We start from the raw sequence: 21,884 nt of genomic DNA, 5'->3' as shown, positions 1-21,884 counted from the left end.
AACGATCTTGCTCAGCGGCTGCTGGTCAGGCGCTGAGCAGCGGCGGCGCAGCCATTGATGTCCACGGCTTTTTGCAGGAGCGCCTGGCGCCGCGAAGGGTCGAGGTCGCCGAGCAGGCGGTACACCTCGGCCTGGTAATCGCGCTGGCGGCCCCACTGCATCTCCAGCCCCTGCGGGCGGGCGCGGTTGCAGGCCAGGCGGGCGGCTGGCTGCGGGTAGTAGGGGGCATACAGCGTGGCCATGCTTGGCACCGTCTCCAGCGCTTCGCGGTACGCGGGGCTTGCGTTGTAGGGTTGACACCAGTGGGCGATGGCCAGGGCCGGCGGGGCAAACCCCTGCTTGAGGCTGGCCTCCAGCAGCGGGCAGGCGGCGTCGGCGATCTGCGCGGCGGGCAGGTAGGTGGTGTAGTAAAGCGCCAGGCGGTACTGCGCCACCGGGTGGCCCAGGGCCACGGATTTTTCCAGCAGTGCCACGGCTGTTGGCAGGGTGCGCGCCATGGCCTGGCCCTGGCGAGTCAGTTCGGGGTCTGTGCTGGCGGTGCGCAACGGGCTGGGGCTGTCGTCCACTTCATCGGCCTGCTCCAGCAGCGGCAGGGCCTGGCGGTACAGCAGGTCGGCATGGGGGTCGATGCTCACCTCCAGGGCCTGCGCGGCGACTGCGTTCAGCAGCAGCGGCAGGGCTGCGATGCGCAGTAGACGCGAGCGTGGACAAGCAGCTTTGAAGGTCATGGCGGTTACGCGTGGGCCTCAGGCGGGTCAGGGCGACGACGGCGTATTCTAGCCAGCCATCGGCATTTGCCGAAACCCCGCTGTCGTGACTATCGGACGAAGCCCGTCAGGCCAGCCTTGCAGGCGTGCTCCTGGCGACCGCGTACTTGTCCTGCGCCAGGCCCAGCTTGGCGGTGATCACCTTGGCCAGGGCGTTGTTGCCCAGGTCATTGAAGTGCAGGCGGTCGACGAACAGGTGTTCGGCGAATACCGGCGAGCTGCTGAGCATGCCGTTCATGTCGTAGCAGGGGACCGGGTCGGCCTGGCTTTTCAGGCGACGGAAAAATGCCGGGTGCAGTTGGCGCTCGAACGTGGCGTCCAGCAGCCGGTCGAAATTGCTCGGTTGTTGCTGCAAGCCCTGCAGCATTTGCTGCTCACTGGCAGGAACCACGTCCCGGCACCATGGCAGCAGCGGCTGGAGGATGAAGGTGAGGCTGGTGTGGCTGTTGGCCAGCAAGCGTTCCCACTGGCACAGGGTGCGGCCTATGCAGTCGGCGGCAACGGCCAGGCGTTTGTCGGGCGCAGGGAGTGTGTCCAGGGTTGGCCAGGCTTGCGCCTGGCGCGGCGCCAAGGCGTCGGCCAGGCGCCGCCACAGCGAGTCCTGACGGGGTTCGGCGGCGGCCTGGACCCCTTCGTTGAAGCGGTTCAAAAAGGCCTGGTAGGCCTGGGCGCGGTGGGGGTCCTGGCTGCCGGCCAGCAGGTCGGCCAGGGTGTCCTGGGCGAGGGTATTGAGGCCGCTAAGTACCACCACGTGGCCTACCTGGCCGAGTCGGTGCTGGTGGGTCAGGAACATCAGCAGCTCTTGTGTGGCGCTGAGCCCGCAGCCCGCCAGGGTCAGCCAGACTTCGCCGGTCAGCGCCGACAGGCAGGAGGCCACTGTATGTTCGTCGGAGCTGGCACCGATCCCAAGGGCGCACGAGCCGCCTACCAGCAGATTGACCCGCGCCGAACTGCCACGCTCGGCCAGCGAATGGCGCTTGCCGGCGAGATAGCTGTAGCGCATCCCCAATGCATCGGTATTGATGGTGCCCGAGCGGTAGCCACGCTCATGCACATACAGCGTCTGTGGCGCGCGGCGGCTGCCCAGTTGCAGGAAACGCTGGTAATCGAGTTGCAGGGGGAAGGCGGTGCCCACGCTGTGCATCGAGGTATCGCGGCTGCGCATGGGCGCTCCTTCGTTATTGTCGTTGTCGAAGCCGGTTTTCAGGCCGCCAGTTCACGCAGGTTGTAAGCCAGGCCCACGGCGGCGATCAGCGCCAGCGCGACCCCCGAGGCCAGGCTGATGATGCGGCTGCTGCGCTGCGAGGCGATGCGGCCGATGGCGAAGATGTAGAGGCTGAGCACGGCGAAGTCGATGGCGATCCACAACAGCGACAGCACCACCATGCTCTTGCCGAACGACTCGGTGATCTGGATGAACTGCGGGAAGAACGAGATGAAGAAGATGATGTCCTTCGGGTTGGAGATGCCCACCATGAAGCCTTGCAGCAAGCCGCCACGGCCAGGGGGCACGGCGGCCTGCTCGGCGGCAGGGGCAACTGGCGCCTGCAGGGCCTCGCGCAGGGTACCCAGGGCGATGTAGCCGATGAACAGGCAGCCCACAAGGCTCATGCCGTTCAGCCAGGCCTTGTCGATGGCGGCGCTGGTCATGATGACCCAGGCTGCGGCGCCAATTAGCACCAGCGATGCCCAGTTGGTGCCGATGGCGGTGAACAGCGCCTTGCGCGAGCCGGAGGCGGCGGCGGTATTGACGATCAGCGCTACCACCGGGCCTGGCGTGGCGATCAGCAGCAGGACGGTGAGGGCATAGGTGGCGGTAAGTGCGGTATTCACGTTCAGTTCTCGATCAGTGAGTCGGTTGTTGCAGGGGCGTGGAACGGGCAGCGCGCCGGGTTCAGCGAGCCGGGTTCCTGCAGCTGGTACTGCTGCCATTCGTAGTTGTCGTGATGGCCGAAAAAACCCAGGGTGTCAGGCATCACGCCGTCGTTGTAGTGGCCCACCCGCTCGCGAATACGCGCGCGGATGCGCTGGCCGCTGTCGGTTGTGGCGCTGGCCACTTCGTCGAAGCTCTCGCGCGGGTTGACCACCCAGGCGATGTGCTTGCCCAGGTTGCGGCTTTTCATCAACTGGTGGGCGGGGAAGTTCATGTTGATGAACAGCGGCACACCGGCGAAGCAGAACGCCCATTGTGCGTCATGCGGGTCGCGTGGCATGTCGGCGGGCCAGGGTTGCGGGTCGCGGGCGTGTACCTGGCCCAGCACGTCCCAGGCCAGCGCTTGCTGCTGCGCAAGCGTGGTGTCGGGGGCGGTTTCAAGAAACACCAGCAGCGGGTTGCCGACCCGCTGCTTGAGGGGGATCGGGGCGATGCTGCTGATGTAGTCGGCAAGGCCGCGGGCAATATCCGCTGCCAGGTTGCCGGCGCTGGCGAAGATGATGTGGCACGTGCGTGCATTCACCGCCTTGCGCCCGAACAGGCAGGGGAAGTCGGGGTTGGCGAGGGTTTCCTTGAAGTGTTGCAAGGCCTTGTGTGTCCAGTGGTGCCTGTTTTGCACATGTTCATCGGCGAGCTCGAGCGCATCCAGGCGGTAGCAGTTTCCATAACCCGTAAACATGATTTCCCCAGGGGTATTCGCGTCTGAAATTAGAGAGGTTTTCCGGCTTGGTCATGCGGTTTTACACTCTGTAATTATTGTTTTCGCAGCATTTTCCGACGCGCTCCCTGCATTGTAAAACGCCTGGATCTATGACCTACTATTAGTCCTGCTCATGCTCTGGAATGCCCCTGATGTCGGAACGGATTCAAGCCCTGCATGCCCTGCGCGCCTTCGAAGTCGCCTCGCGTTACGGCTCTTTCACCCGCGCCGCCCAGGAGCTGGCGCTCACCCAGGGGGCGGTCAGTCACCATATCAAGACCCTCGAGGCGCTTTTCGGTTGCGACCTGTTCGAACGCCGCGGCCCCAAGTTGCGGCTGACCGAGCACGGCAGCCTGCTGGCCCAGGAGCTCAAGGTCGGTTTCAAGATCATCGAAAACGCCTGCGCGCTGCTACGCCAGGACCGCTATGGCCTGCGCCTGAAAGCCCCGTCCACGCTTACCGTGCGCTGGTTGCTGCGGGCCCTGGACGGCTTCAAGAAGCTCGACAGCAACTGCCCGGTGCAACTGTCGAGCGTGTGGATGGACATCGACTCGGTGGACTTGTACTCCGAGCCCTACGACTGCGCCATTCTGCTGGGCAGCGGGCGCTTTGCGGCCGACGTGGAGAGCTTGAAGCTGTTTGATGAATGGCTGATCCCGGTGTGCCACCCTGACTATCTGGCCGAGCCTGCGCCCGACTTGGCAGTGCTGCGCGATTGCGAGTTTCTCCACCCCTCGCCGGACCGTCGCGACTGGCGGCGCTGGTTGGCGCGGGTGGATGGCCTGGACATCAACATTGACCAAGGCCAGGTGTTCGACACCCTCGACCAGGGTATTTCAGCGGCCCAGCAAGGGCTGGGCATCTCGGTGGTCGACCTGGTGCTGGCCAGCGCCGACCTGGCCGCAGGCAACCTGGTCACGCCGTTCCCCCAGGCCGTGTCCACCGGCGACGGCTATTACATGATCTGGCTCAAGTCCAGCCCCAAGGCCCGGCAGATGGAGCGCCTGCGCGACTACCTGGCGGCCCAGGTCCCGACACTGACCCGCCGCGACATCAGCTACCTGTACGACTGAACGAGGCGTTGGGGAACACCCGCTCGAGCATGAAGTCGATGAACACCCGCAGCTTGGGCGGCATGTGCCGGCCCGACGGCCAGAGCAGGTAGAAGCTGCCGCGCCGCTCGATGAAGTCGTCGAGCACGCTCACCAGGTTGCCGCTGTTCAGTTCCTTGCGCACGTTGAAGTCCGGCAGGCAGGTGATGCCGCGGTGGTTCAGGGCAAAGCACACGCGGGTCTCGACGTGGTTGCAGACCATCGAGATGGGGATGTCGTAGTCCTGCTCGGGGTGCTCGCGGCGTAGCGGCCAGGTTTCCAGCTTGCCGCTGCTGGGGAAGCGATAGTGCAGGCAACTGTGCCCGGCCAACTCGCGCGGGTGCAGCGGGGTGCCGCGCTCGCGCAGGTATTCGGGGGAGGCCACCAGGCAGTGCTGGAAGTGGCCGAGAAACTTCGCATTGAGCCGCGAATCCACCGGGTGCCCGCCGCGCAGCACCACATCGAAGCCCTCGCCAACGATATCGACCATGCGGTCGCTGAAATCCAGGTCCAGCTCCACATCCGGGTAGCGCGCCATGAACTCGGCCAGGGCCGGCATCACCAGCCCGGTCACCTGCGGCAGGCTCACCCGCAGGCGCCCGCGCGGGGTGCTGCTGGCCTCCAGCAGCGCCTGCTCGGTGGCCTCGATCTCGGCCAGGATGCGCCGGCTGCGTTCAAGGAACAGTTCGCCCTCGGCGGTGAGGGTGATGCTGCGCGTGCTGCGGTGGAACAGCCGCACGCCCAGCCGGCCTTCCAGGCGCGAGACCCGCTTGCCCACAGCCGAGGCGCTCAGGCCCAGCGACTGCCCAGCGGCGACGAAACTGCGGGTTTCGGCCACCCGGTTGAAAACCACGAAACCGCTGAGGCTGTCCATGTTGCCCTCCGATTACGGACATTAGTGTCCGAGGTGATCGGAATTCTACCCGTCTTTTTCCGTAATGCCTCCCCATAGCAGGATGCCGGCCTGGATCAGCATTCAAAGGAAACCCCATGCCCACCTCGATCACCGCCGCCCAGGCACCGACCCAGAGCACACGGCTGCCGCTAAGTGGCCTGTTGGCCCTGGCGCTGACCGGTTTCATCGCCATCCTCAGCGAAACGCTGCCTGCCGGGCTGCTCGACCAGATTGCCGGTGGCATGCACATCAGCCAGGCCATGGCCGGGCAGTGGGTCACCGCTTATGCCCTTGGTGCGCTGTTGAGCGCGATCCCGCTGGTGACCTTCACCCAAGGCTGGCGCCGGCGCCGGGCCTTGCTGCTGGCGATCGGCAGCTTCGTGCTGTTCAATGGCCTGACCGTGCTGTCCCGCGACAACCACCTGACCCTGCTGCTGCGCTTTTGCACCGGCGCGGCCAGCGGGCTGGCCTGGGGTTTGATCGCCGGGCATGCGCGGCGCATGGTGGCCCCGGCGCAGCAGGGCAAGGCCATGGCGGTGGCCATGCTCGGCCAGCCCATCGCGTTGTCGTTGGGTTTGCCGATTGCCACCTGGCTGGGGGTGTGGCTGGGGTGGCGGGCGACCTTCGCGGTGGTGACCCTGGCCGCCTTGCTGCTGGCCGTCTGGGTGCTGCGCGCGGTACCGGACTTCCCTGGCCAGCAGGCCGGCCGGCGCCCGGCTGCGCTGGCGGTGCTGCGTACCCCCGGGGTGGCGCGGGTGCTGCTGGTGATCCTGGCCTGGATCCTGGGCCACAACATCCTCTACACCTACATCGTGCCGCTGCTCGCGGCAGCAGGCATGGCCGCCGATACCGGCCTGGTGCTGATGACCTTCGGTCTTGCGTCGCTGGCCGGCATCGCCCTGGTGGGGTTGTGGGTGGATTATCACCTGCGCGCTCTGGTGCTGCTGTGCCTGGCCGGCTTTGCCCTGGCCACCCTGGCACTGGGCCAGGTACAGGGTTCGGCCTGGCTGATGCACGCCAGCGTGGCGCTGTGGGGGCTGACCTATGGTGGCGCGCCGACCTTGCTGCAAACCGCCTGCGCCGATGCGGCGGGCGAGGGGGGTGATGTGGCGCAGTCGATGCTGGTGACGGTATGGAACAGTGCCATCGCGCTAGGCGGGATTGTCGGCGGGCTGCTGCTGAGCGGTTCGGGTGTCGGGGCTTTCGGGCCTGTGGCGCTGGGGCTGATTGCGTTGGCATGGCTGCTGACCTACGGCGGGCGCAAGGCCGGGTTCACGGCGGGCGCGCGGTAAGGGCGGCTTGTGTTCCACAGGCCTGCGCTGTACCTGTAGGAGCGGCTTTAGCCGCGAAGCAGGCGCCGCGCTAGATAGCACCGGCTTCGCCGGTGTTCGCGGCTGAAGCCGCTCTCACAGAATTTTCGTTAAATCAACGATTTGTGATTTGTTCCATAGGAGCCTGGTTTGGGCATCGCGCAGCACTGCGCGAGCAGGCTTGGCCCGGCGATTGCGGTACACTGGCCGCCTCGCAATCGCCCGCACCCACCCGAGGTCCTTCGCAGTGCAGCTCCAGCAGGGCTTCGTCCTGACCCGCCACTGGCACGACACCCCCGAAGGTACCTGCGTGGAGTTCTGGCTGGCCACCGACCAAGGCCCGCGCCGCCTGCGCCTTGCGCCGCAACCTTCGGTGGCATTCATCCCCGCCGCCCAGGCCGAGCATGCCCGGCTGCTGCTTGCCGGCGAGCAGGGCGTCGAGCTCAGGCCTTTGCAACTTCGCGACTTCGAGCAACGCCCGGTCATGGGCCTGTACTGCAACCAGCACCGCCAGATGATCGCCCTCGACAAGCGTTTGCGCGCCGCTGGCGTCGAGGTGTACGAGGCCGATATCCGCCCGCCGGAGCGCTACCTGATGGAGCGTTTCATCACCGCGCCGGTGCTGTTCGATGGCCAGCCCGATGCCCAGGGCGTGCTGTGCGGCGCCCAGCTCAAGCCCGACCCGGACTATCGGCCGCCACTGCGCCTGGTGTCGCTGGATATCGAGACCAGCGAGCGCGGCGAGCTGTACAGCATTGCCCTGGAGGGCTGCGGCCAGCGCACCGTGTACATGCTCGGCACAGATGACGGCCCGGCTGCGGACGTGGATTTTGAGCTGCACTTCTGCCAGAGCCGCACCGAACTGCTGCAGTGCCTCAACCAATGGCTGGCCCGGCACGACCCGGACGCGATCATCGGCTGGAACCTGGTGCAGTTCGACCTGCGCCTGTTGCACGAACACGCCAAACGGCTGAACGTACCACTGGCCCTGGGCCGCGACAGTGCGCCGCTGCACCTGCGCGAACACGGCAGCCGCAGCCACTTCTTCGCCGAGGCACCGGGCCGCCTGCTGATCGACGGCATCGAGGCGCTGCGCTCGGCCACCTGGAGCTTCCCCTCGTTCAGCCTGGAGAGCGTCGCCCAGCAGTTACTCGGGGAGGGCAAGGCGATCGATACCCCGTACCAGCGCATGGACGAAATCAACCGTATGTTCGCCGAGGACAAGCCGGCCCTGGCCCGCTACAACCTCAAGGACTGCGAGCTGGTGACGCGGATTTTCGCCCACACCCGGCTGCTGGAATTCTTGCTTGAGCGCGCCAGCGTCACCGGCCTGCCGGTGGACCGCAGCGGCGGCTCGGTGGCCGCGTTCTGCCATTTGTACATCCCGCCCATGCACCGCCTGGGTTTCGTGGCCCCCAACCTGGGCAGCCGCCCGGACGAGGCCAGCCCGGGCGGCTTCGTCATGGATTCGCGCCCAGGCCTGTACGACTCGGTGCTGGTGCTCGACTACAAGAGCCTGTACCCGTCGATCATCCGCACCTTCCTGATCGACCCGGTGGGCCTGGTCGAAGGTCTGCGCCAGCCCGACGATACGCATTCGGTGGAAGGCTTTCGCGGCGGGCGGTTCTCGCGCAGCCAGCACTGCCTGCCGGCTATCGTCGAGCGTGTGTGGCAGGGCCGCGAGGCGGCCAAGCGCAGCGGCAACGCGGCGTTGTCCCAGGCGCTGAAGATCATCATGAACGCCTTCTACGGGGTGCTTGGGTCCAGCGGCTGCCGCTTCTTCGACCCGCGCCTGGCTTCATCCATTACCATGCGCGGCCACCAGATCATGCGCCAGACCCGCGAGCTGATCGAAGCCCGTGGCTACGACGTGATCTATGGCGATACCGACTCCACCTTCGTCTGGCTCAAGGGCGCCCACGACGAGGCGGCGGCAGCGCGCATCGGCCATGAACTGGTGGCCGAGGTCAACCAGTGGTGGGCGCGCCACCTGCAACAAACCCAGGGCCTTGCCAGTGCCCTGGAGCTGCAGTTCGAGACCCACTACCGGCGCTTTCTGATGCCGACCATCCGCGGCACCGACGAAGGCAGCAAGAAACGCTACGCAGGCCTTGTACAGCGCGCCGATGGCAGTGAGGACATGGTCTACAAGGGCCTGGAGTCGGTGCGTACCGACTGGTCGCCGTTGGCGCGGCAGTTCCAGCAGGAACTCTACGGGCGGGTGTTCCGTGGGCAACCCTACCGCGACTACCTGCGCGCGACCGTGCAGGCCCTGCTGGCCGGCGAGCATGACGCACTGCTGGTGTACCGCAAACGCCTGCGCCGGCCGCTGGCCGATTACCAGCGCAACGTACCACCCCACGTGCGTGCTGCACGCCTGGCCGACCAATACAACCTGCGCGTGGGCCGCCCCAGGCAGTACCAGAATGGCGGCTGGATCAGCTACGTGATCACCACGGCCGGCCCCGAGCCGCTTGAAAACCATCAGGCCCCCATCGACCACCAGCACTACCTGATACGTCAGCTGCAACCTGTGGCCGACGCGATATTGCCGTTCGTAGGCGATGACTTTGCCGCCCTGATCGACCGGCAGATACCGCTGTTCTAACGATACATAAGCACCGCAAGCGGCCCGCCGCCCACCACTAGCCTGCCGGCTTTGATCGAAACCCGGAGGGTGTGTGATGACCGTGCAACGCAGCGAAGCACAGCAGTACCAGGATCAGATGATCGCCGACCGGCTGCCAGCCTGGGTCGCCAGGGCATCGGTCACCCAGATGCAGCAGCTGCACCAGGCCATGCTGGCCAGCCTGCAGGCGCGCGAGCGTTGCGCCGAGCTGCTGGCTGGCCTGCAAGGCGTGGAGGCCTTTGCCCGGCCATTGCTGCAGCAGGCCATGCAGGCTCAGCTGGGGTTGGATGAGGCGCAGGTGGGCTTTCGCCAAGGTCACAAGGAACCGGTGATCACCTCCCAGCCGATTGGCTGGCCTGTCACCCAGGCCGTGTACTCAGTGATCACGCCATTCGAGGCAGCGCTTCGCAACTTCACGGCCGATCAGGCCCAGGGCCAGCAACTGGCCGGCAATCGGCTGGTGCACCTGCAGGGCCAGTCGGGCGAGTTGCCCAGCGCTGCGCGATTTGCAGCATTCTGCCGAACCCTCGATCTGGGCGGCCAATACCAACGTCACCTTGAGCAGGTTCTGCAACCGCTGCGAGCACGCAACCTGCTGGCGGAACTTCAGCGCAGCGCGCTGAGGGTGGACGCGCACATAGCCTGGGTTGCAGGGGCGCTGGACGCCGACGAGCAGCGCTTGATCACCGAACTGTGCGACCAGCGAGCCTCGCTCAAGCTGCGTGGCGACCCGGTTCGTGCCAGGCGCTTGAAGTTGCTGGGCTGTACCCTGGAGCAGATCGTCGTGCTGGATGTGCGTGACGAGAGCTGGAGCCCGCTGTACACCTCGTCGCGCCGGGTCATCGTATACATTCCGGGCGATCCGGTAACGCCGCTGCGCAGCTACGACACCCTGCGCCAGTTCGCCAACGACCTGGGCAAGCGCCTGCGTACCGCCAGCTACCAGCGCTTCTTCAGCCGCTTTGTGCGCAGGCGTGACAGTCAGGCGTTCTTTGCCCAGGTGATCGGTGGTTATGCCGGGGTATCGGACCTTGCCAACATCGACCTGGAGGAACACATGGCCGACTGGGGCTCGCCGCTGTTCGACACCTTGGCGAAGGCGCGCATTGCCCAGATCAAGGACGACGCCGCGCAGATCGCCACCCCGGTGGCCATGCTCGACCGTGAAGTGCAGCAAGCGCATGACCAGCGCCTGGCCACTGAAGGCTGGACGCTACTCAACCTGGCCGGCCTGTTCGTGCCGGGGCTGGGCCTGGCGTTGCTGGGGGTGGCAGCCTGGCAGTTGCTGGGTGAGGTCTATCAGGGTTTCGAAGCCTGGGATGAAGGTGATCGTAGCGCGGCCCTGGACCATCTGTGCCATGTGGCAACCGACGTGGCGGTGCTGGCGGCTACCGCTGCCGGTGTGGCGCTGGTGCGTACGGCGTGGAGCCGCGCTGCGCTGGTGGATGAGCTGGTGCCGGCACGCCTTGCCAGTGGCGATGTACGTCTGGCCCGGGGCGAGTTGTCGGCTTTTATCGAGACGCAGATTCCCGCACAGGCACGGTGTGACGAGGCAGGGGTCAGTGTTCTGGGGGAGCAGGCCTGGGTGCAAATGGAGGCGCGCGCCTATGCCGTCAGGCAGCGCCCGGTGGATGGGCGTTGGCAACTGCAGGCCCGGAACGGGCGCGCACCGCTTCTGCTGGGTAATGGTGCGGGCGCCTGGCGCCTGTGGTCGGAGGAGCCTGGCCGCTGGAGCCGGTTGCAGTTGTTCCGGCGCCTGGGGTTGACCCAGTACCCGCTGGAGGATGAAGACATCGAGCAGGTATTGCTGGCCACCGATACTCGCGAGGAGCACCTGCGAGCGATGCACCTGCGCGGCGAAGCGCCGGATGCACTGCTGCGCGACTGCACCCGCCGTGCCGCGCTGGACGGTCGTATCCGGCGCATGGTCGCGCGCTTGCGTAGTGGCCAACAGGCTGAGGACAGCACCGTGCGCACCCATGCCGAGCACTTGCCGGGCGCGTATGACCTGAACGATCAGCAACTGGCGGAGCTGGCGTGGCAACAGCGGCGGGCCCTGTTCGAGCGCCTCTATCACGCCAGCCAGGACAGCCATACGCCACTGCTGGCGGCGCTGCTGCGCGCATTCCCGGGGTTACCCAACGATGTCGCCCAGGAGCTGCTCGAGCAGGTGAGCGCGGTACAGCGCCAGCGGCTGGTCGACACTGGGCGGGTGCCTTTGGCCCTGGCCGAGGCTGCGGCGCAGGCATTGCGCAGGGTTCGGCTGGCAAGGGTGTACGAGGGTTTGTATTTCGATACCCCGCAAACCCTGGACCACGCCCGGGCTGCACTGGGTTTGCTGGCGCATTTGCCCGGTATGCCGAGCGACCTTGGGGTGCAGTTGTATGACGGCCTGCAGGCAGAAGCACCGTTGTTGCAGAGTGCGTCAAGCGCTGCGCGGCAGTTCGAGCTGGTATTCGGGGTCGATGGCTTGCGGTTGTTCGATGATCAGGGGCAGGCGCTGACGGCAGAGCCTGCCGAGCTGTTCGAAACCCTCGCGGCGGCGTTTTCCGATGAAGACCGCAACGCTGTGGGTGTAAGCGAGCCGTTTGCGCACAACCTGCGAGTATTGCTGGGGCGCCTGGCTGCCAGCAACCGAAGCCGGCTTGAAGGCGTGCTCGGCATGGGCACCCCGAAGGGCTGGTTCAGGCCACCCCAGCGCCTAGCAGACGGGCGCCTGGGCTATCCATTGAGCGGGCGCGGCACGGGTCGTGGCCGGCCGCGGGCGCTTTACGCCATGGTTCGCGCGCTGTACCCGCTGTATGAAGACCTGGAGATCGAACACTGGGCGCGCCGTGCCCGTGAAGCGGGCCAGAACGTGGAGGTGCAGTTGGGACGCCTGGCCGGTGAATTGTCGGCCTTGCACAGCACCCTGCGCGACTGGGCCGGCTTCGCGACCAGCAATACCGAGCGCAACGAGCGGCGGCATCTCGGTGAAGCACTGGTACGTGGCTGGCAACGCATGGGGCCGCGGATCATCGGTGGTGGTGTGGAAGTGGCAGGCTACCGGCTGAGCCTCTTGGGCATCAGCCTGGAGTCGTTGCCGGACCTGCCCGAGGTGATCAGCTTCGCCCACGTACGTGAACTATCGTTCCGTGGCATGGGCCTGCGCCAGGTATCGAGAGGGTTCCTGCGGGCTTTCCCTGGCGTGCGCGTGCTCGAGCTCAGCGGCAACCGGCTGGTCAACCTGCCCGGGGGGCTCGAGCGGCTGGTCGAGCTGACCGAGCTGGACCTGTATGACAACCAGATCGTCCTCGACTCGGCCCAGGTGCGCATGCTGGAAGGGTGCGTGAGCCTGCAGTACCTGAACCTTTCGTTCAACCCGCTGGGGCGTACGTTCTCGGTGCGTCGCTTGAGCCGGCTGCGCAACCTCAACCTGCGCGCGGCGCAACTGCCGAGCATGCCGCCGGCCTTGCTGGGCCGGCTGGAGCTTGCCATCGCCGATCTGCGCGATAACCACATCACCACCTTGCCCGAGCGCTTTTTCCAGACCCCGCTGTGGGTCAGCAGCTCGATCCTGCTGGAGCATAACCCGCTAGATGCCGAAACCTCGCTGCGTTTCGAGCTGTACATGCGCACCCACTGGAGTGGCGACCTCGGCGCAGGGGCCGCGCCAGCCTCGGTCCGCCAGGGCTGGCTGCAGGCAATGGGGGATGCCGCGCGGGCCGAGCAGGGCGGTGATTGGGATGCGCTGGAGGCGGAGGAAGGTTCTGCCGATTTCATGGGCCTGCTTGGCAGGTTGCAAGCCACCAGCGATTTTCGCCGGCGGCCGGCGGCGCTGGCTGAACGGGTGTTCTGCATGCTCGACGCCATGCGCGCCCACACCTCGCTGCGCGAGGTGCTTTTCGAGCAGGCCCGCCAGGTTCTGACCTGCCAGGACAGCGTGGCCTTGAGTTTCAGCAACCTGGAGCTGCGCATGCTGGTGTGGCAGGCACAGGTTGATGCGGGTACGGGCGGCGAGCAAGCGGCACTGCTGCACCTGGGCCGGCAGTTGTGGCGACTGGATCAGGTACAGGCGATCGCCCTCGAGGATATTGCGGCGCGCCAGGTTCAGGGGCGTGATGCCGACCAGATTGAAGTGGTGCTGGCCTACCGCATCGGCCTGCGTGAGTCACTGGACTTGCCGGCGCAACCTGGCGACATGACCTTCGCCGAGGTCGCCAATGTGGGCGCAGAGCAGCTTGAGCAGGCCAGGGCTCAGGTACTGGCTGCACAAACGCCAGAGCGGCTGGCTGAGTCGCTGGTCGACCGGGAGTTTTGGCAGACCTGGCTGGAGCGCAGTCAGGCCGAGCGCCTGGCCGGCCTTGATGAGCCGTATCAGCAGCGCCTGGAGGGGTTGCTGGAGCAGGCACAGGATGGGCCGGGCGGCGAGGGGGAGGCGATGGCGCAAATGAATGCCGTGCGCGATGAGCGCGAGGCAGCGCGGCGTGCCTTGATGCTGGAGATGACCTTGCGGGTTTTGGGGGAGGGGGATTGAGCCCAAAGGGGTAGCGCTATCAAGGTGTTTGCGTCAGGGCCGCCAGGTGCTCGCCACAACCCTTGCAGCGCCTACAAGGGTAAAGGCGAGCACCTGACTCCCCCGACGCGCCCCTCTTCAAAGCCTTCCGAAGGGAAAAATCCCCCCACCCCAGGAACCGCCCGGCATTGCGATGATCTCACCACCCGACCGCGCAAATCCTTACTGGATGTGACAACGGCCGAAGATGGCAATGTGCCGCCGGCCATTGCCATCAAAGGCTTGGGCTATGCTCAAGCTAGCCACGCCCAGCCTTGGTCTGGACACCGCAAGTTACCTTTGCGCGCAGTATCGGCCTGGCCCATTGGTTTAGGCTCGCGTGCCGGACTTTTCGCACAAGTCCGTAGTCTTGAGAATCGACAAGGAGATGCCCATGCTCGTCAGGTCACTGACCCTCGCCACCCTGTTCGCCTTCGCCGGCCCCTTGCTTGCCGCCGACAGCGATGCGCCCCTGGCCAAGGAGCTGGGCAAGGCACGGCCGCTGGTGGTGATCGCGCCTAGCAGTGCCGACCCGACCCTGCGCGGCCTGGAAGACGCCCTCAAGGACCCGGCCACCCAGGCCGGTTTCAAGCAGCGTGGGCTGGTGCTGTACAGCGTGGCGCAGATGATGGGCAAGCGCGAAGACAAGAACCTCGAGCAGCAGACCACCATGGCCCTGATCCGCGAGCTCAAGCTGGGCGCCAGCAAGGGCACCAAGGTGATCCTGGTGGGCAAGGATGGCGAACGCCACGTGCTCAAGGACGATGACAGCGGTAGCAAGCTCGACCCGCAGGTGATCTTCAAGGCGGTGGATGAACTGCCGGCAAGCGAGCAGGCGGTCAGCGCGCCTGAGCCGGTGGCTGCGGCGCCTGCCGAACCCAAGGCCAAGGACAGCAAGCCGGCCAAACCGGCCAAACCTGCGGCACCGCCCAAGCCGCTGGATGACTGAGCCCGTCTGCTGCGGCCTTTGCCTCGGGCAAAGGCCGCTTCGTGTATCCCACTGTATCTGCCTGTCGCAACGACCAGCTTGCATACAAAACCCCGCCCGCCGCGATACACCCACGACACACCGCCACGGCTCAATGGCTCCACTTTCAACCCAAGTGGAGCGACACCATGAAAACTTCCAACAAGACTCTCGGCCTGCTCGGCGCCACCCTGTTCGGCGGCATGCTGCTGGGCAACAGTGCTTTTGCGGTCGAGCCTTTGAGCCAGGGCTACCAGTTGGCGGCCGCCAAGACCACAGGCGAGGGCAAGTGCGGCGAAGGCAAGTGTGGTGCCAGTGGCAAGGCCACCCAGGCCGAAGGCAAGTGTGGTGAGGGTAAATGTGGCGCCAGTGGCAAGGCGGGCGGCGAAGGCAAATGCGGTGAGGGCAAGTGTGGCGATGCCTCGTTCTCGCGTACCGACACCAACCACGACGGCAAGGTCTCGCGGGAGGAGTTCCTCGCCGTGGCCAAGGACCGCGCTGGCGACTTCGACAAGATCGACAGCAACCACGACGGCTACATTTCCGAGCAGGAGGCCCATGACCACCTGGCGGCGGTCTACAAGGCCAATGGCAAACCAATGCCTGCCGGGCTGTTCAGCCACCTGAGCAACTGAGCCCGGTCGCCGGGCACGCTCGCAACCCCGTCACCGCGGGTGCGAGCTTGCCCGGCGATGCGGCCTGTGCCCTGACGGAGCATTCCCCATGACCCCATCCCCCCTTAACACAGGGCTCGGCCTGCGCCGCGGCCTGCTGCCCGAACTGCTGGCCCTGGAGCCGGGTACCCTGGACTTTCTCGAATGCGCCCCGGAAAACTGGATCGGCGTTGGGGGTGCCTACGGCCAGGCGCTCGGGCAACTGGCCGAGCGCTTCGCCCTCAGTTGCCATGGCCTGTCGCTGTCTCTGGGCGGCACCGCACCACTGGACCAGACCCTGCTGGTCCGCACCCGGCAGTTTCTCGACCGCTATCAGGTGAGTCTGTACAGCGAGCACCTGAGCTACTGCAGCGACGATGGCCACCTTTACGACCTGATGCCGATCCCCTTCACCGACGAAGCCGTACAGCATGTTGCAACGCGTATTCGCCAGGCCCAGGACCTGCTTGGCCGGCGCATCGCGGTGGAAAACATCAGCTACTACGCCGCGCCTTACCAGGCCATGAGCGAGTTGGCGTTCATCCGCGCGGTGCTCGATGAAGCCGATTGTGACCTGCTGCTGGACGTCAACAATGTGTTCGTCAATGCCTGCAACCACGGCTACGACGCTGCAGCATTCCTGCAGGCATTGCCCCAGGAACGGGTGGCTGGCATGCATGTGGCCGGGCACTATGACGAAGCGCCAGACCTGAAAGTCGACACCCATGGCGCCCCGGTCAAGGACGCCGTATGGGCGCTGTACGCGCAGGCATGCCGGCGTTTCGGTGTGCGGCCCACGGTGCTCGAGCGTGATTTCAACTACCCGCCGCTGGCCGAACTGCTGGCAGAAACTGCGCATATCCGCGCCCTGCAAACCCGCCATGGAGTGCCTTGCCATGCCTGAGACCCTGCGCGAACAGCAGTTCACCTTTGCCCGGCATTTGCGCAACCCGGCCGCCAACCCACCGCCCCCCGGCATCGAGGCGCGGCGCTTGAAGGTTTATCGCGAGTTGTTCTACGGCGCCATCGAAGGCCTGCTGGCCGGCAGTTTCCCGGTGCTACGGCGCACCTTGGGGGAGCAGCGCTGGCACGCGCGGGTACATGATTTTTACGCCAGCTATCGCAGCCAGACCCCGCTGTTCACCGAGTTGGCCGAGACGTTCATCGACTACCTGCAAGGCATAGAACTCGATGCACCGTGGCAGCTTGAACTGGCGCATTACGAATGGATAGAAGCGCAACTGTATCTGAGCGACGCCCAGGACCCGGCCCACGACCCGGCGGGCGACCTGCTGGATGGCGAGCCGTTGCTGTCGTGCGTGACCAGGGTGCTGGCCTACCGTTGGCCGGTGGAGCGTATCGGGCCGGACTATCAACCTGAAGCACCGCCCGAGGCCCCGACCTTGCTGCTGGTCTACCGCGACGCTGGCCTGCAGGTGCGCTTTGCGCGCATCACGCCGCTGGCCTGGCAGTTGCTGGTGGGCCTGCCTGGCAACGGGCGCGAGCGCTTGCGGGCGCTGGGCAAGGATGAAGTGCAGTGCCAGGGGCTGGCGCTGCTGGAGGATTTGCGCAGGCAGGGGATTATCGTCGGTACCCGCCATGTCAGTGATCGGTAGGTGGGGCCGTTGTCTTGTGCTGGCTGTACCGGCCTCATCGCCGGCAAGCCGGCTTCTACAGGTGCAACATATGCCTGAAGCTGATGCGATCGATGTAGGCGCCGGCTTGCCGGCGATGAGGCCGGTACAGCCGGCACAAAGCCGATGCTCCCACGCTGCCAGGCTCACGCTCACGCCGTTGTCCGCTCCCCTTCGAGCTGCCCCTCAGCCTTTTTGGCCGGTTTCAAGCGCGACACGGCAACCAGCACCAGCACCAGCCCGACCACCTGGTACAGCGAAATCTCCTCGCTGAGAATCGCCCACGATGCCAGTACCGTCAGTACTGGCCCCAGGTTACCCACCGCCGCCGTATGGGTCGGCCCCATGCGCTGGATCGCCAGCGCCACCCAGTAAATCGGCAGCACCGTCGAGAACAGGGCCATCAGCCCCGCGTTCCACCACACTGCGCTGGGCAGTTGCAGCAGGGGCGCTACATCCGCCACCAGCAGGTAATGGGCCAGCACCATCAGTGAAGACGCCGTACCGCACAGCCCGGCCAGGCGCATCGAGCCCATGCGCTTGAGCATCATGCCGGTGCCCGAGTAGTACAGCGCGTAGGTCACCGCACTGGCGAACACCCACAGTGAGCCTGCCAGCACCTGGCTGCCCACGCTGGCCACGCTGATGTCATGAACAAAAGCGATGCCCAGTCCCAGGTAGCACAGGCCCATGGCCGCCAGCGTACGCAGGGTGGGGCGCTCGCGCTGCACCACGGCCTGGATGATCAGCACCAGGGTCGGGTAGGTGAACAGGATCAGCCGCTCGAGCCCGGCACTGATGTACTGCAAACCATAAAAGTCGAACAGGCTGGCCAGGTAGTAGCCGAACAAACCCAGCACCGCCACCCGCAGGCCATCGCCCAGGGTCAGTGGCGCGTCACCCTGGCTGCGGCTGGCCCATACCAGCCACAGGAACAGCGGCAGCGACAGCACCATGCGCAGCGCCAGCAGGCTGATGGCGTCCACCGGGCCAGCGGCATAGGCGAGCTTGACGAAGATGGCCTTGAAGCTGAAACCCAGTGCTGCCAGCACGGCATACAAGCTGCCATTGGCGAGGGCGCGGCGGAGCGGGGCGGGCAGGGCGGTCATGGTCGATCCGTAACAAGATGAACGTGGCTTATTCTGCGCAGAACGCCAAGCCGCTAGAATCGCTTTTTATCGAATATGGCGTTCTGATTTGGAGAAGCCCTTTGATGCATTTCGACCTGCCCGACCTGCGCCTGCTGGCTGCCATCGCCGCTACTGGCAGCCTGAGCAAGGCCGCCGCCACCTTTCCGGTGGCGGTATCGGCGGCCAGCACCCGGCTGCGCCTGTTCGAGCAGCGCTGTGGCCTGACTCTGTTCACCCGTAGGGCCGATGGCATGCAACTTACCCCGGCCGGGCGGCTGGTACTGGAGTCGGCGCGTGGGGTGCTCAGTGAGTCGCAAAAACTGCAGGACACGCTCAAGGAGCTGGCCGGCCAGCGCCGCATTACCTTGCACCTGGCGGCGTCCACGGTGACCAACAGTACGCTGCTGCCGGCGGTACTCGGGCCGTTCCTGGCGGATTACCCCGAAGTCGACCTGCAACTGGTGGAGCACAAAAGCGTCGATGTGCTGCGGGTGGTGCTGGCCGGCGATTGTGAGATCGGCGTGTACGACGGCAACCTGATCGATAACGGCCTGGTGTCGTTGCCGTTTCGCACCGAGCGCTTGGTTTTGCTAGTGCCGACCGATCATGCCCTGGCCGGGCGCGGGCAAATGCGCCTGGTCGATGCCTTGGGCCATGCCTTCGTCTGCCTGCCCTACGAGCGGGCCATGCAGCGTTTCGTCGAGGAGTTGGCGATGAACCTGGCCATGCCGCTGAAGGTGCGCGTGCGCGCACCCAGTTTCGAGGCCATTGCCCAGTTGGTGGGGCAGCGCGCCGGCATCGCCATGCTGCCTGAGACCGCCGCGCTGCGTGCCGAGCAGGAGCTGGCGGTACGCCGGGTCACGTTGGATGAGCGCTGGGCCACGCTGGAGCTGCGCATCTGTTTTCGTGGCTGGGAGGCGTTGAGCTCCCATGGTCGGCAATTGGTGGGCTTCCTGTCCGGGCAGTGAGGCGGGTCGGTGGATTTGCTGGTATTCCCCGGTAGACTGTCGCCTCGGGCTATTCGCATGGGGTGGTGCGCATTTAAAATGCCATCATATGGATATCACTGTGCCCGGCGCAAATTCCCCTTCAGCGCTTACAATCATTGTTCGCACCAAAAGATACAGGCAGCTTTTTCCATGGCGTTCGACGCGTCCACCCTCCTTACCCTCACCATCGCCCTGGCGGCCGCTTCCGCTCTGTACCTGGCCGTCGAATGGCGCAGCGTGCGCGAGTCTTCGCTGCTGTGCTGGAGCCTCGGTTTCGCCATTATCAGCATCGGCTCTTCCCTGGCACTGCTGCGCAGCAGCGGCTACCTGTTCATTGGTATCTGGTTCGCCAACGGCGGCTTGATAACCGCCCACTGGCTGTTCCTGCTGGGGGTGGCGCGGTTTACCGAAACGCGTTTGTCACGGGCCTGGTTGCTGGCGGTTCCGATATGGCTCGGCATGCTGCTGTTGCCGGGCTGGCCGTTGTGGTCGAAAACCCTCTTGGTGGTGCAATCGTTGCTGATTGCATTGTTCACCTTGCAGGCCAGTTGGCTGTTGCGGCCCCACGGCAAGTCGCTGGGTGTCGGGGCTGCGCAGTTGCGTGTCATCTTGCTGCTGCATGGGTTGTTCTACCTGTGCAAGACCTTGCCGGCGCTGGTTTCTGGCACGCTGATCGACCTGGCTGCGTTCCGTGGCCTGATCATCCAGGTGTCGCTGGTGGAGGGTGCCATGGCGATCATGTTGATTGCCCTGTCGATGACCGGCACGGTGCGCAACCGCCGTGAGGAGCGCATCGAGCGCCTGGCTGCCCGTGACCCACTGACGGCGTTGTACAACCGCCGCGCGCTGGAAGTGCGGGCGCCGCATGTGTTTGCGACGGTGGCAGCGGGTAACCCGGGGGCTTTGCTGCTGATCGATATCGACCACTTCAAGCTGGTCAACGATTACCACGGCCACGCCGCGGGTGATCGGCTGCTGGTTGCCTTGAGCGAGATGATCCGCGCATTGCTGCCGGAACGGGCGATTGCTGCGCGCCTGGGGGGCGATGAGTTCGTGATTCTTTTGGGCGGTGCTTCGCGTGGGCAGATCGAGGCGTTGGCCGCGGCTTTGCGCCAGCAGTTCCAGCATGCGGCGGCGCAAACCTGCGCCACGCCCCAGGCGGTGACCTTGAGCATTGGCGCCAACCTGTTCGACCGGCCGCCGGCTAGCTTGGCGGCGCTGTTGGAGCAGGGGGATGTGCTGCTATATGCGTCCAAGCGTAGTGGGCGTAATAGTCTGCAGCTGGTGGATGGGTCGCGTAGTACTGCCTGAGGTGTTTTTTGCTTTTGGCTTGGTAGTTGGTAGTTGGTAGTTGGTTGTTGGTTGTTGGTTTTGGAAGTTATATGCGCATTCATTATTTGTAGTGACGCTGATTCACCTTTCCGCCCTTACGGCGGCTTACTTTTTGAGGGATCAAAAAGTAAGCAAAAAATCCTCGCTCCATTCATCCGGCCCCTGCGCTACGCTCCGGGGTTCCCTCACTCCGGGCTTGCTCCGGGGGTACGCGCCGACGGGCCGTCCCTGGCCCGATCGGCGCTCGACCGGCATCCATGCCGGTCGCCCCCCTACGCAATCCCTGCGTTCTGCCTCCTGAAGTCGCGAAGTTAGGGGCGGCGCCTGTAAGTACGCAGCTCGGTCGCTAGTTGCAGTTGTGGGAACTCAGGATCGCAATCGCCGGCAAGCCGGCTCCTACAGTGGAACGCGTCAATTTGAATAACGCGTAACCCTGTAGGAGCCGGCTTGCCGGCGATGGCGTCAGAACAAACAACACATCAACAACAATCAAACCAACATCCCAGCTCTTGATCTGGCTCTTGATCTTGCTTCTAAGCGCGCAATAGCCCAGGCAACACAAATCGCGACTTCAGGAGGCCGAGCGTAGGGGTTGCGTAGGAGGGCGACCGGCATGGATGCCGGTCGAGCGCCGATCGGGCCAGGGACGGCCCGTCGGCGCGTACCTCCGGAGCAAGCCCGGAGCGAGGGAACCCCCGAAGCGCAGCGTAGGGGGCCGGATGATAGGAGCAGGCGGTTTTTGGTTACTTTTTTCCAAGAAAAAAAGTAACCCGCCGTAAGGGCGGAAAGGTGACGAAAAGCGCTCATCGTCAATGAATGCGCCTATATCTCCCAAAGCAATCACCATAAGCCCCGAGCCCGAGCCCGAGGATAAATCTGACGCCCGCTCAAGCATGCCGTGACGGGTGTTCACCAAACCTGCCCGCAAACAACCTCAGACACAGCACGCCCAAGAAAACACGGGTTAACGCCTGGCAATCAGCGCCCAGCCACCGGGTCATCCTGCGACAGCAGCGCCCTGGCCAGCTCCTCATCGCTGACCTGCATGCCAGGGTTGGCCTGACGTGCCTGTTCCAGCGCCGACTCCAGGTAGACGCCCCGGATGGCCCCGCCACTGGCAACGAATGCGCTCAGTTCATCACGGGCGGGGATGACCCGTTTGTCGTCCTTGAAGGTTGAGTACAGCGAAGCTGAAACACCTGCCGATGTGGCAACGTCACCGGCATCGACACGAGCCAGCGCGGCACCGGCCGGGAGCAGGAGCAGCAACGACGGAACGAGCAGTAAGTGGCGCATGGTGTGACCTCCGGTAGGGTATTG

Annotated in this window: 17 protein-coding genes; 10 read left to right on the top strand and 7 right to left on the bottom strand. The window is 65.2% G+C overall.

Annotation, left to right across the window (positions count from 1 at the left end):
• Positions 1–11 precede the first annotated feature (11 nt).
• The 4 genes from KSS94_RS15730 to KSS94_RS15715 all read right to left on the bottom strand — a co-directional run bounded on the left by KSS94_RS15730 (position 12) and on the right by KSS94_RS15715 (position 3,379).
• Positions 12–728, bottom strand: coding sequence for a sel1 repeat family protein (locus KSS94_RS15730; protein ID WP_225935797.1), 717 nt, complete (start codon positions 726–728; stop codon positions 12–14).
• Positions 729–834: 106 nt separating this feature from the next.
• A complete protein-coding gene (locus tag KSS94_RS15725; protein WP_225935796.1) occupies positions 835–1,932 on the bottom strand; it encodes a hypothetical protein in 1,098 nt (365 codons plus the stop codon).
• A 38-nt stretch (positions 1,933–1,970) separates the two neighbouring features.
• Complete coding sequence (locus KSS94_RS15720) at positions 1,971–2,600, bottom strand: LysE family translocator (protein ID WP_217839020.1); 630 nt, start codon at positions 2,598–2,600, stop codon at positions 1,971–1,973.
• Positions 2,601–2,602: 2 nt separating this feature from the next.
• Positions 2,603–3,379, bottom strand: coding sequence for a YqcI/YcgG family protein (locus tag KSS94_RS15715; protein WP_217839019.1), 777 nt, complete (start codon positions 3,377–3,379; stop codon positions 2,603–2,605).
• Positions 3,380–3,552: 173 nt separating this feature from the next.
• On the opposite strand from KSS94_RS15715, the gene KSS94_RS15710 reads away from it, so the two are divergent.
• Positions 3,553–4,473, top strand: a complete 921-nt coding sequence (locus KSS94_RS15710; protein ID WP_217839018.1) for a LysR substrate-binding domain-containing protein — start codon at positions 3,553–3,555, stop codon at positions 4,471–4,473.
• On the opposite strand, the gene KSS94_RS15705 is transcribed toward KSS94_RS15710, so the two are convergent.
• Entirely contained in the window at positions 4,454–5,365 is a 912-nt protein-coding gene (locus KSS94_RS15705) for a LysR family transcriptional regulator (protein ID WP_217839017.1), read from the bottom strand. The two genes, KSS94_RS15710 and KSS94_RS15705, sit on opposite strands and share 20 nt — an antisense overlap.
• A 116-nt stretch (positions 5,366–5,481) precedes the next feature.
• Between KSS94_RS15705 and KSS94_RS15700 the strand changes: the two genes are divergently transcribed.
• From KSS94_RS15700 to KSS94_RS15670, 7 genes are all read left to right on the top strand, one after another.
• Complete coding sequence (locus KSS94_RS15700) at positions 5,482–6,678, top strand: MFS transporter (protein WP_217839016.1); 1,197 nt, start codon at positions 5,482–5,484, stop codon at positions 6,676–6,678.
• A 265-nt stretch (positions 6,679–6,943) separates the two neighbouring features.
• Positions 6,944–9,304, top strand: coding sequence for a DNA polymerase II (locus KSS94_RS15695; protein WP_217839015.1), 2,361 nt, complete (start codon positions 6,944–6,946; stop codon positions 9,302–9,304).
• Positions 9,305–9,380: 76 nt separating this feature from the next.
• The gene (locus KSS94_RS15690; protein WP_217839014.1) at positions 9,381–13,841 is read left to right on the top strand and encodes an NEL-type E3 ubiquitin ligase domain-containing protein; all 4,461 of its coding nucleotides are present in this window, start codon (positions 9,381–9,383) and stop codon (positions 13,839–13,841) included.
• Positions 13,842–14,253: 412 nt separating this feature from the next.
• Complete coding sequence (locus tag KSS94_RS15685) at positions 14,254–14,808, top strand: DUF4174 domain-containing protein (protein WP_217839013.1); 555 nt, start codon at positions 14,254–14,256, stop codon at positions 14,806–14,808.
• Between the two features lie 167 nt (positions 14,809–14,975).
• Positions 14,976–15,461 carry an HvfA family oxazolone/thioamide-modified RiPP metallophore gene (locus KSS94_RS15680; protein WP_217839012.1) on the top strand — a complete coding sequence of 162 codons (486 nt, stop codon included), beginning with the start codon at positions 14,976–14,978 and terminating at the stop codon, positions 15,459–15,461.
• 88 nt (positions 15,462–15,549) lie between these two features.
• Complete coding sequence (locus KSS94_RS15675) at positions 15,550–16,383, top strand: HvfB family MNIO-type RiPP peptide maturase (protein WP_217839011.1); 834 nt, start codon at positions 15,550–15,552, stop codon at positions 16,381–16,383.
• Positions 16,376–17,095, top strand: a complete 720-nt coding sequence (locus KSS94_RS15670; RefSeq protein ID WP_217839010.1) for an HvfC family RiPP maturation protein — start codon at positions 16,376–16,378, stop codon at positions 17,093–17,095. The genes KSS94_RS15675 and KSS94_RS15670 overlap by 8 nt, the downstream gene beginning before the upstream one ends.
• A gap of 170 nt (positions 17,096–17,265) precedes the next feature.
• Here KSS94_RS15670 and KSS94_RS15665 read toward each other — a convergent pair whose 3' ends face one another.
• Positions 17,266–18,222, bottom strand: a complete 957-nt coding sequence (locus tag KSS94_RS15665) for a DMT family transporter (protein ID WP_217839009.1) — start codon at positions 18,220–18,222, stop codon at positions 17,266–17,268.
• 104 nt (positions 18,223–18,326) lie between these two features.
• On the opposite strand from KSS94_RS15665, the gene KSS94_RS15660 reads away from it, so the two are divergent.
• Positions 18,327–19,211, top strand: a complete 885-nt coding sequence (locus tag KSS94_RS15660; RefSeq protein ID WP_217839008.1) for a LysR substrate-binding domain-containing protein — start codon at positions 18,327–18,329, stop codon at positions 19,209–19,211.
• A 171-nt stretch (positions 19,212–19,382) separates the two neighbouring features.
• Positions 19,383–20,543: a GGDEF domain-containing protein gene (locus KSS94_RS15655; protein WP_217839007.1), complete on the top strand. Its 1,161-nt coding sequence runs from the start codon at positions 19,383–19,385 to the stop codon at positions 20,541–20,543.
• A gap of 999 nt (positions 20,544–21,542) precedes the next feature.
• On the opposite strand, the gene KSS94_RS15650 is transcribed toward KSS94_RS15655, so the two are convergent.
• A complete protein-coding gene (locus KSS94_RS15650; protein ID WP_217839006.1) occupies positions 21,543–21,860 on the bottom strand; it encodes a DUF2388 domain-containing protein in 318 nt (105 codons plus the stop codon).
• Positions 21,861–21,884 lie beyond the last annotated feature (24 nt).

The organism is Pseudomonas fakonensis (assembly GCF_019139895.1).
Classification (GTDB): Bacteria; Pseudomonadota; Gammaproteobacteria; order Pseudomonadales; family Pseudomonadaceae; genus Aquipseudomonas; species Aquipseudomonas fakonensis.
The sequence above is the reverse complement of the archived record's forward strand: the minus strand, read 5'-3'. Positions and strand labels throughout refer to the sequence as shown.

Coding starts and splice junctions, on each gene's coding strand:
- KSS94_RS15710 (WP_217839018.1), top strand. CDS start 3,553: ATGTCGGAACGGATTCAAGCCCTGCATGCCCTGCGCGCCTTCGAAGTC.
- KSS94_RS15700 (WP_217839016.1), top strand. CDS start 5,482: ATGCCCACCTCGATCACCGCCGCCCAGGCACCGACCCAGAGCACACGG.
- KSS94_RS15665 (WP_217839009.1), bottom strand. CDS start 18,222: ATGACCGCCCTGCCCGCCCCGCTCCGCCGCGCCCTCGCCAATGGCAGC.
- KSS94_RS15730 (WP_225935797.1), bottom strand. CDS start 728: ATGACCTTCAAAGCTGCTTGTCCACGCTCGCGTCTACTGCGCATCGCA.
- KSS94_RS15655 (WP_217839007.1), top strand. CDS start 19,383: ATGGCGTTCGACGCGTCCACCCTCCTTACCCTCACCATCGCCCTGGCG.
- KSS94_RS15675 (WP_217839011.1), top strand. CDS start 15,550: ATGACCCCATCCCCCCTTAACACAGGGCTCGGCCTGCGCCGCGGCCTG.
- KSS94_RS15725 (WP_225935796.1), bottom strand. CDS start 1,932: ATGCGCAGCCGCGATACCTCGATGCACAGCGTGGGCACCGCCTTCCCC.
- KSS94_RS15715 (WP_217839019.1), bottom strand. CDS start 3,379: ATGTTTACGGGTTATGGAAACTGCTACCGCCTGGATGCGCTCGAGCTC.
- KSS94_RS15650 (WP_217839006.1), bottom strand. CDS start 21,860: ATGCGCCACTTACTGCTCGTTCCGTCGTTGCTGCTCCTGCTCCCGGCC.
- KSS94_RS15660 (WP_217839008.1), top strand. CDS start 18,327: ATGCATTTCGACCTGCCCGACCTGCGCCTGCTGGCTGCCATCGCCGCT.
- KSS94_RS15690 (WP_217839014.1), top strand. CDS start 9,381: ATGACCGTGCAACGCAGCGAAGCACAGCAGTACCAGGATCAGATGATC.
- KSS94_RS15680 (WP_217839012.1), top strand. CDS start 14,976: ATGAAAACTTCCAACAAGACTCTCGGCCTGCTCGGCGCCACCCTGTTC.
- KSS94_RS15705 (WP_217839017.1), bottom strand. CDS start 5,365: ATGGACAGCCTCAGCGGTTTCGTGGTTTTCAACCGGGTGGCCGAAACC.
- KSS94_RS15685 (WP_217839013.1), top strand. CDS start 14,254: ATGCTCGTCAGGTCACTGACCCTCGCCACCCTGTTCGCCTTCGCCGGC.
- KSS94_RS15670 (WP_217839010.1), top strand. CDS start 16,376: ATGCCTGAGACCCTGCGCGAACAGCAGTTCACCTTTGCCCGGCATTTG.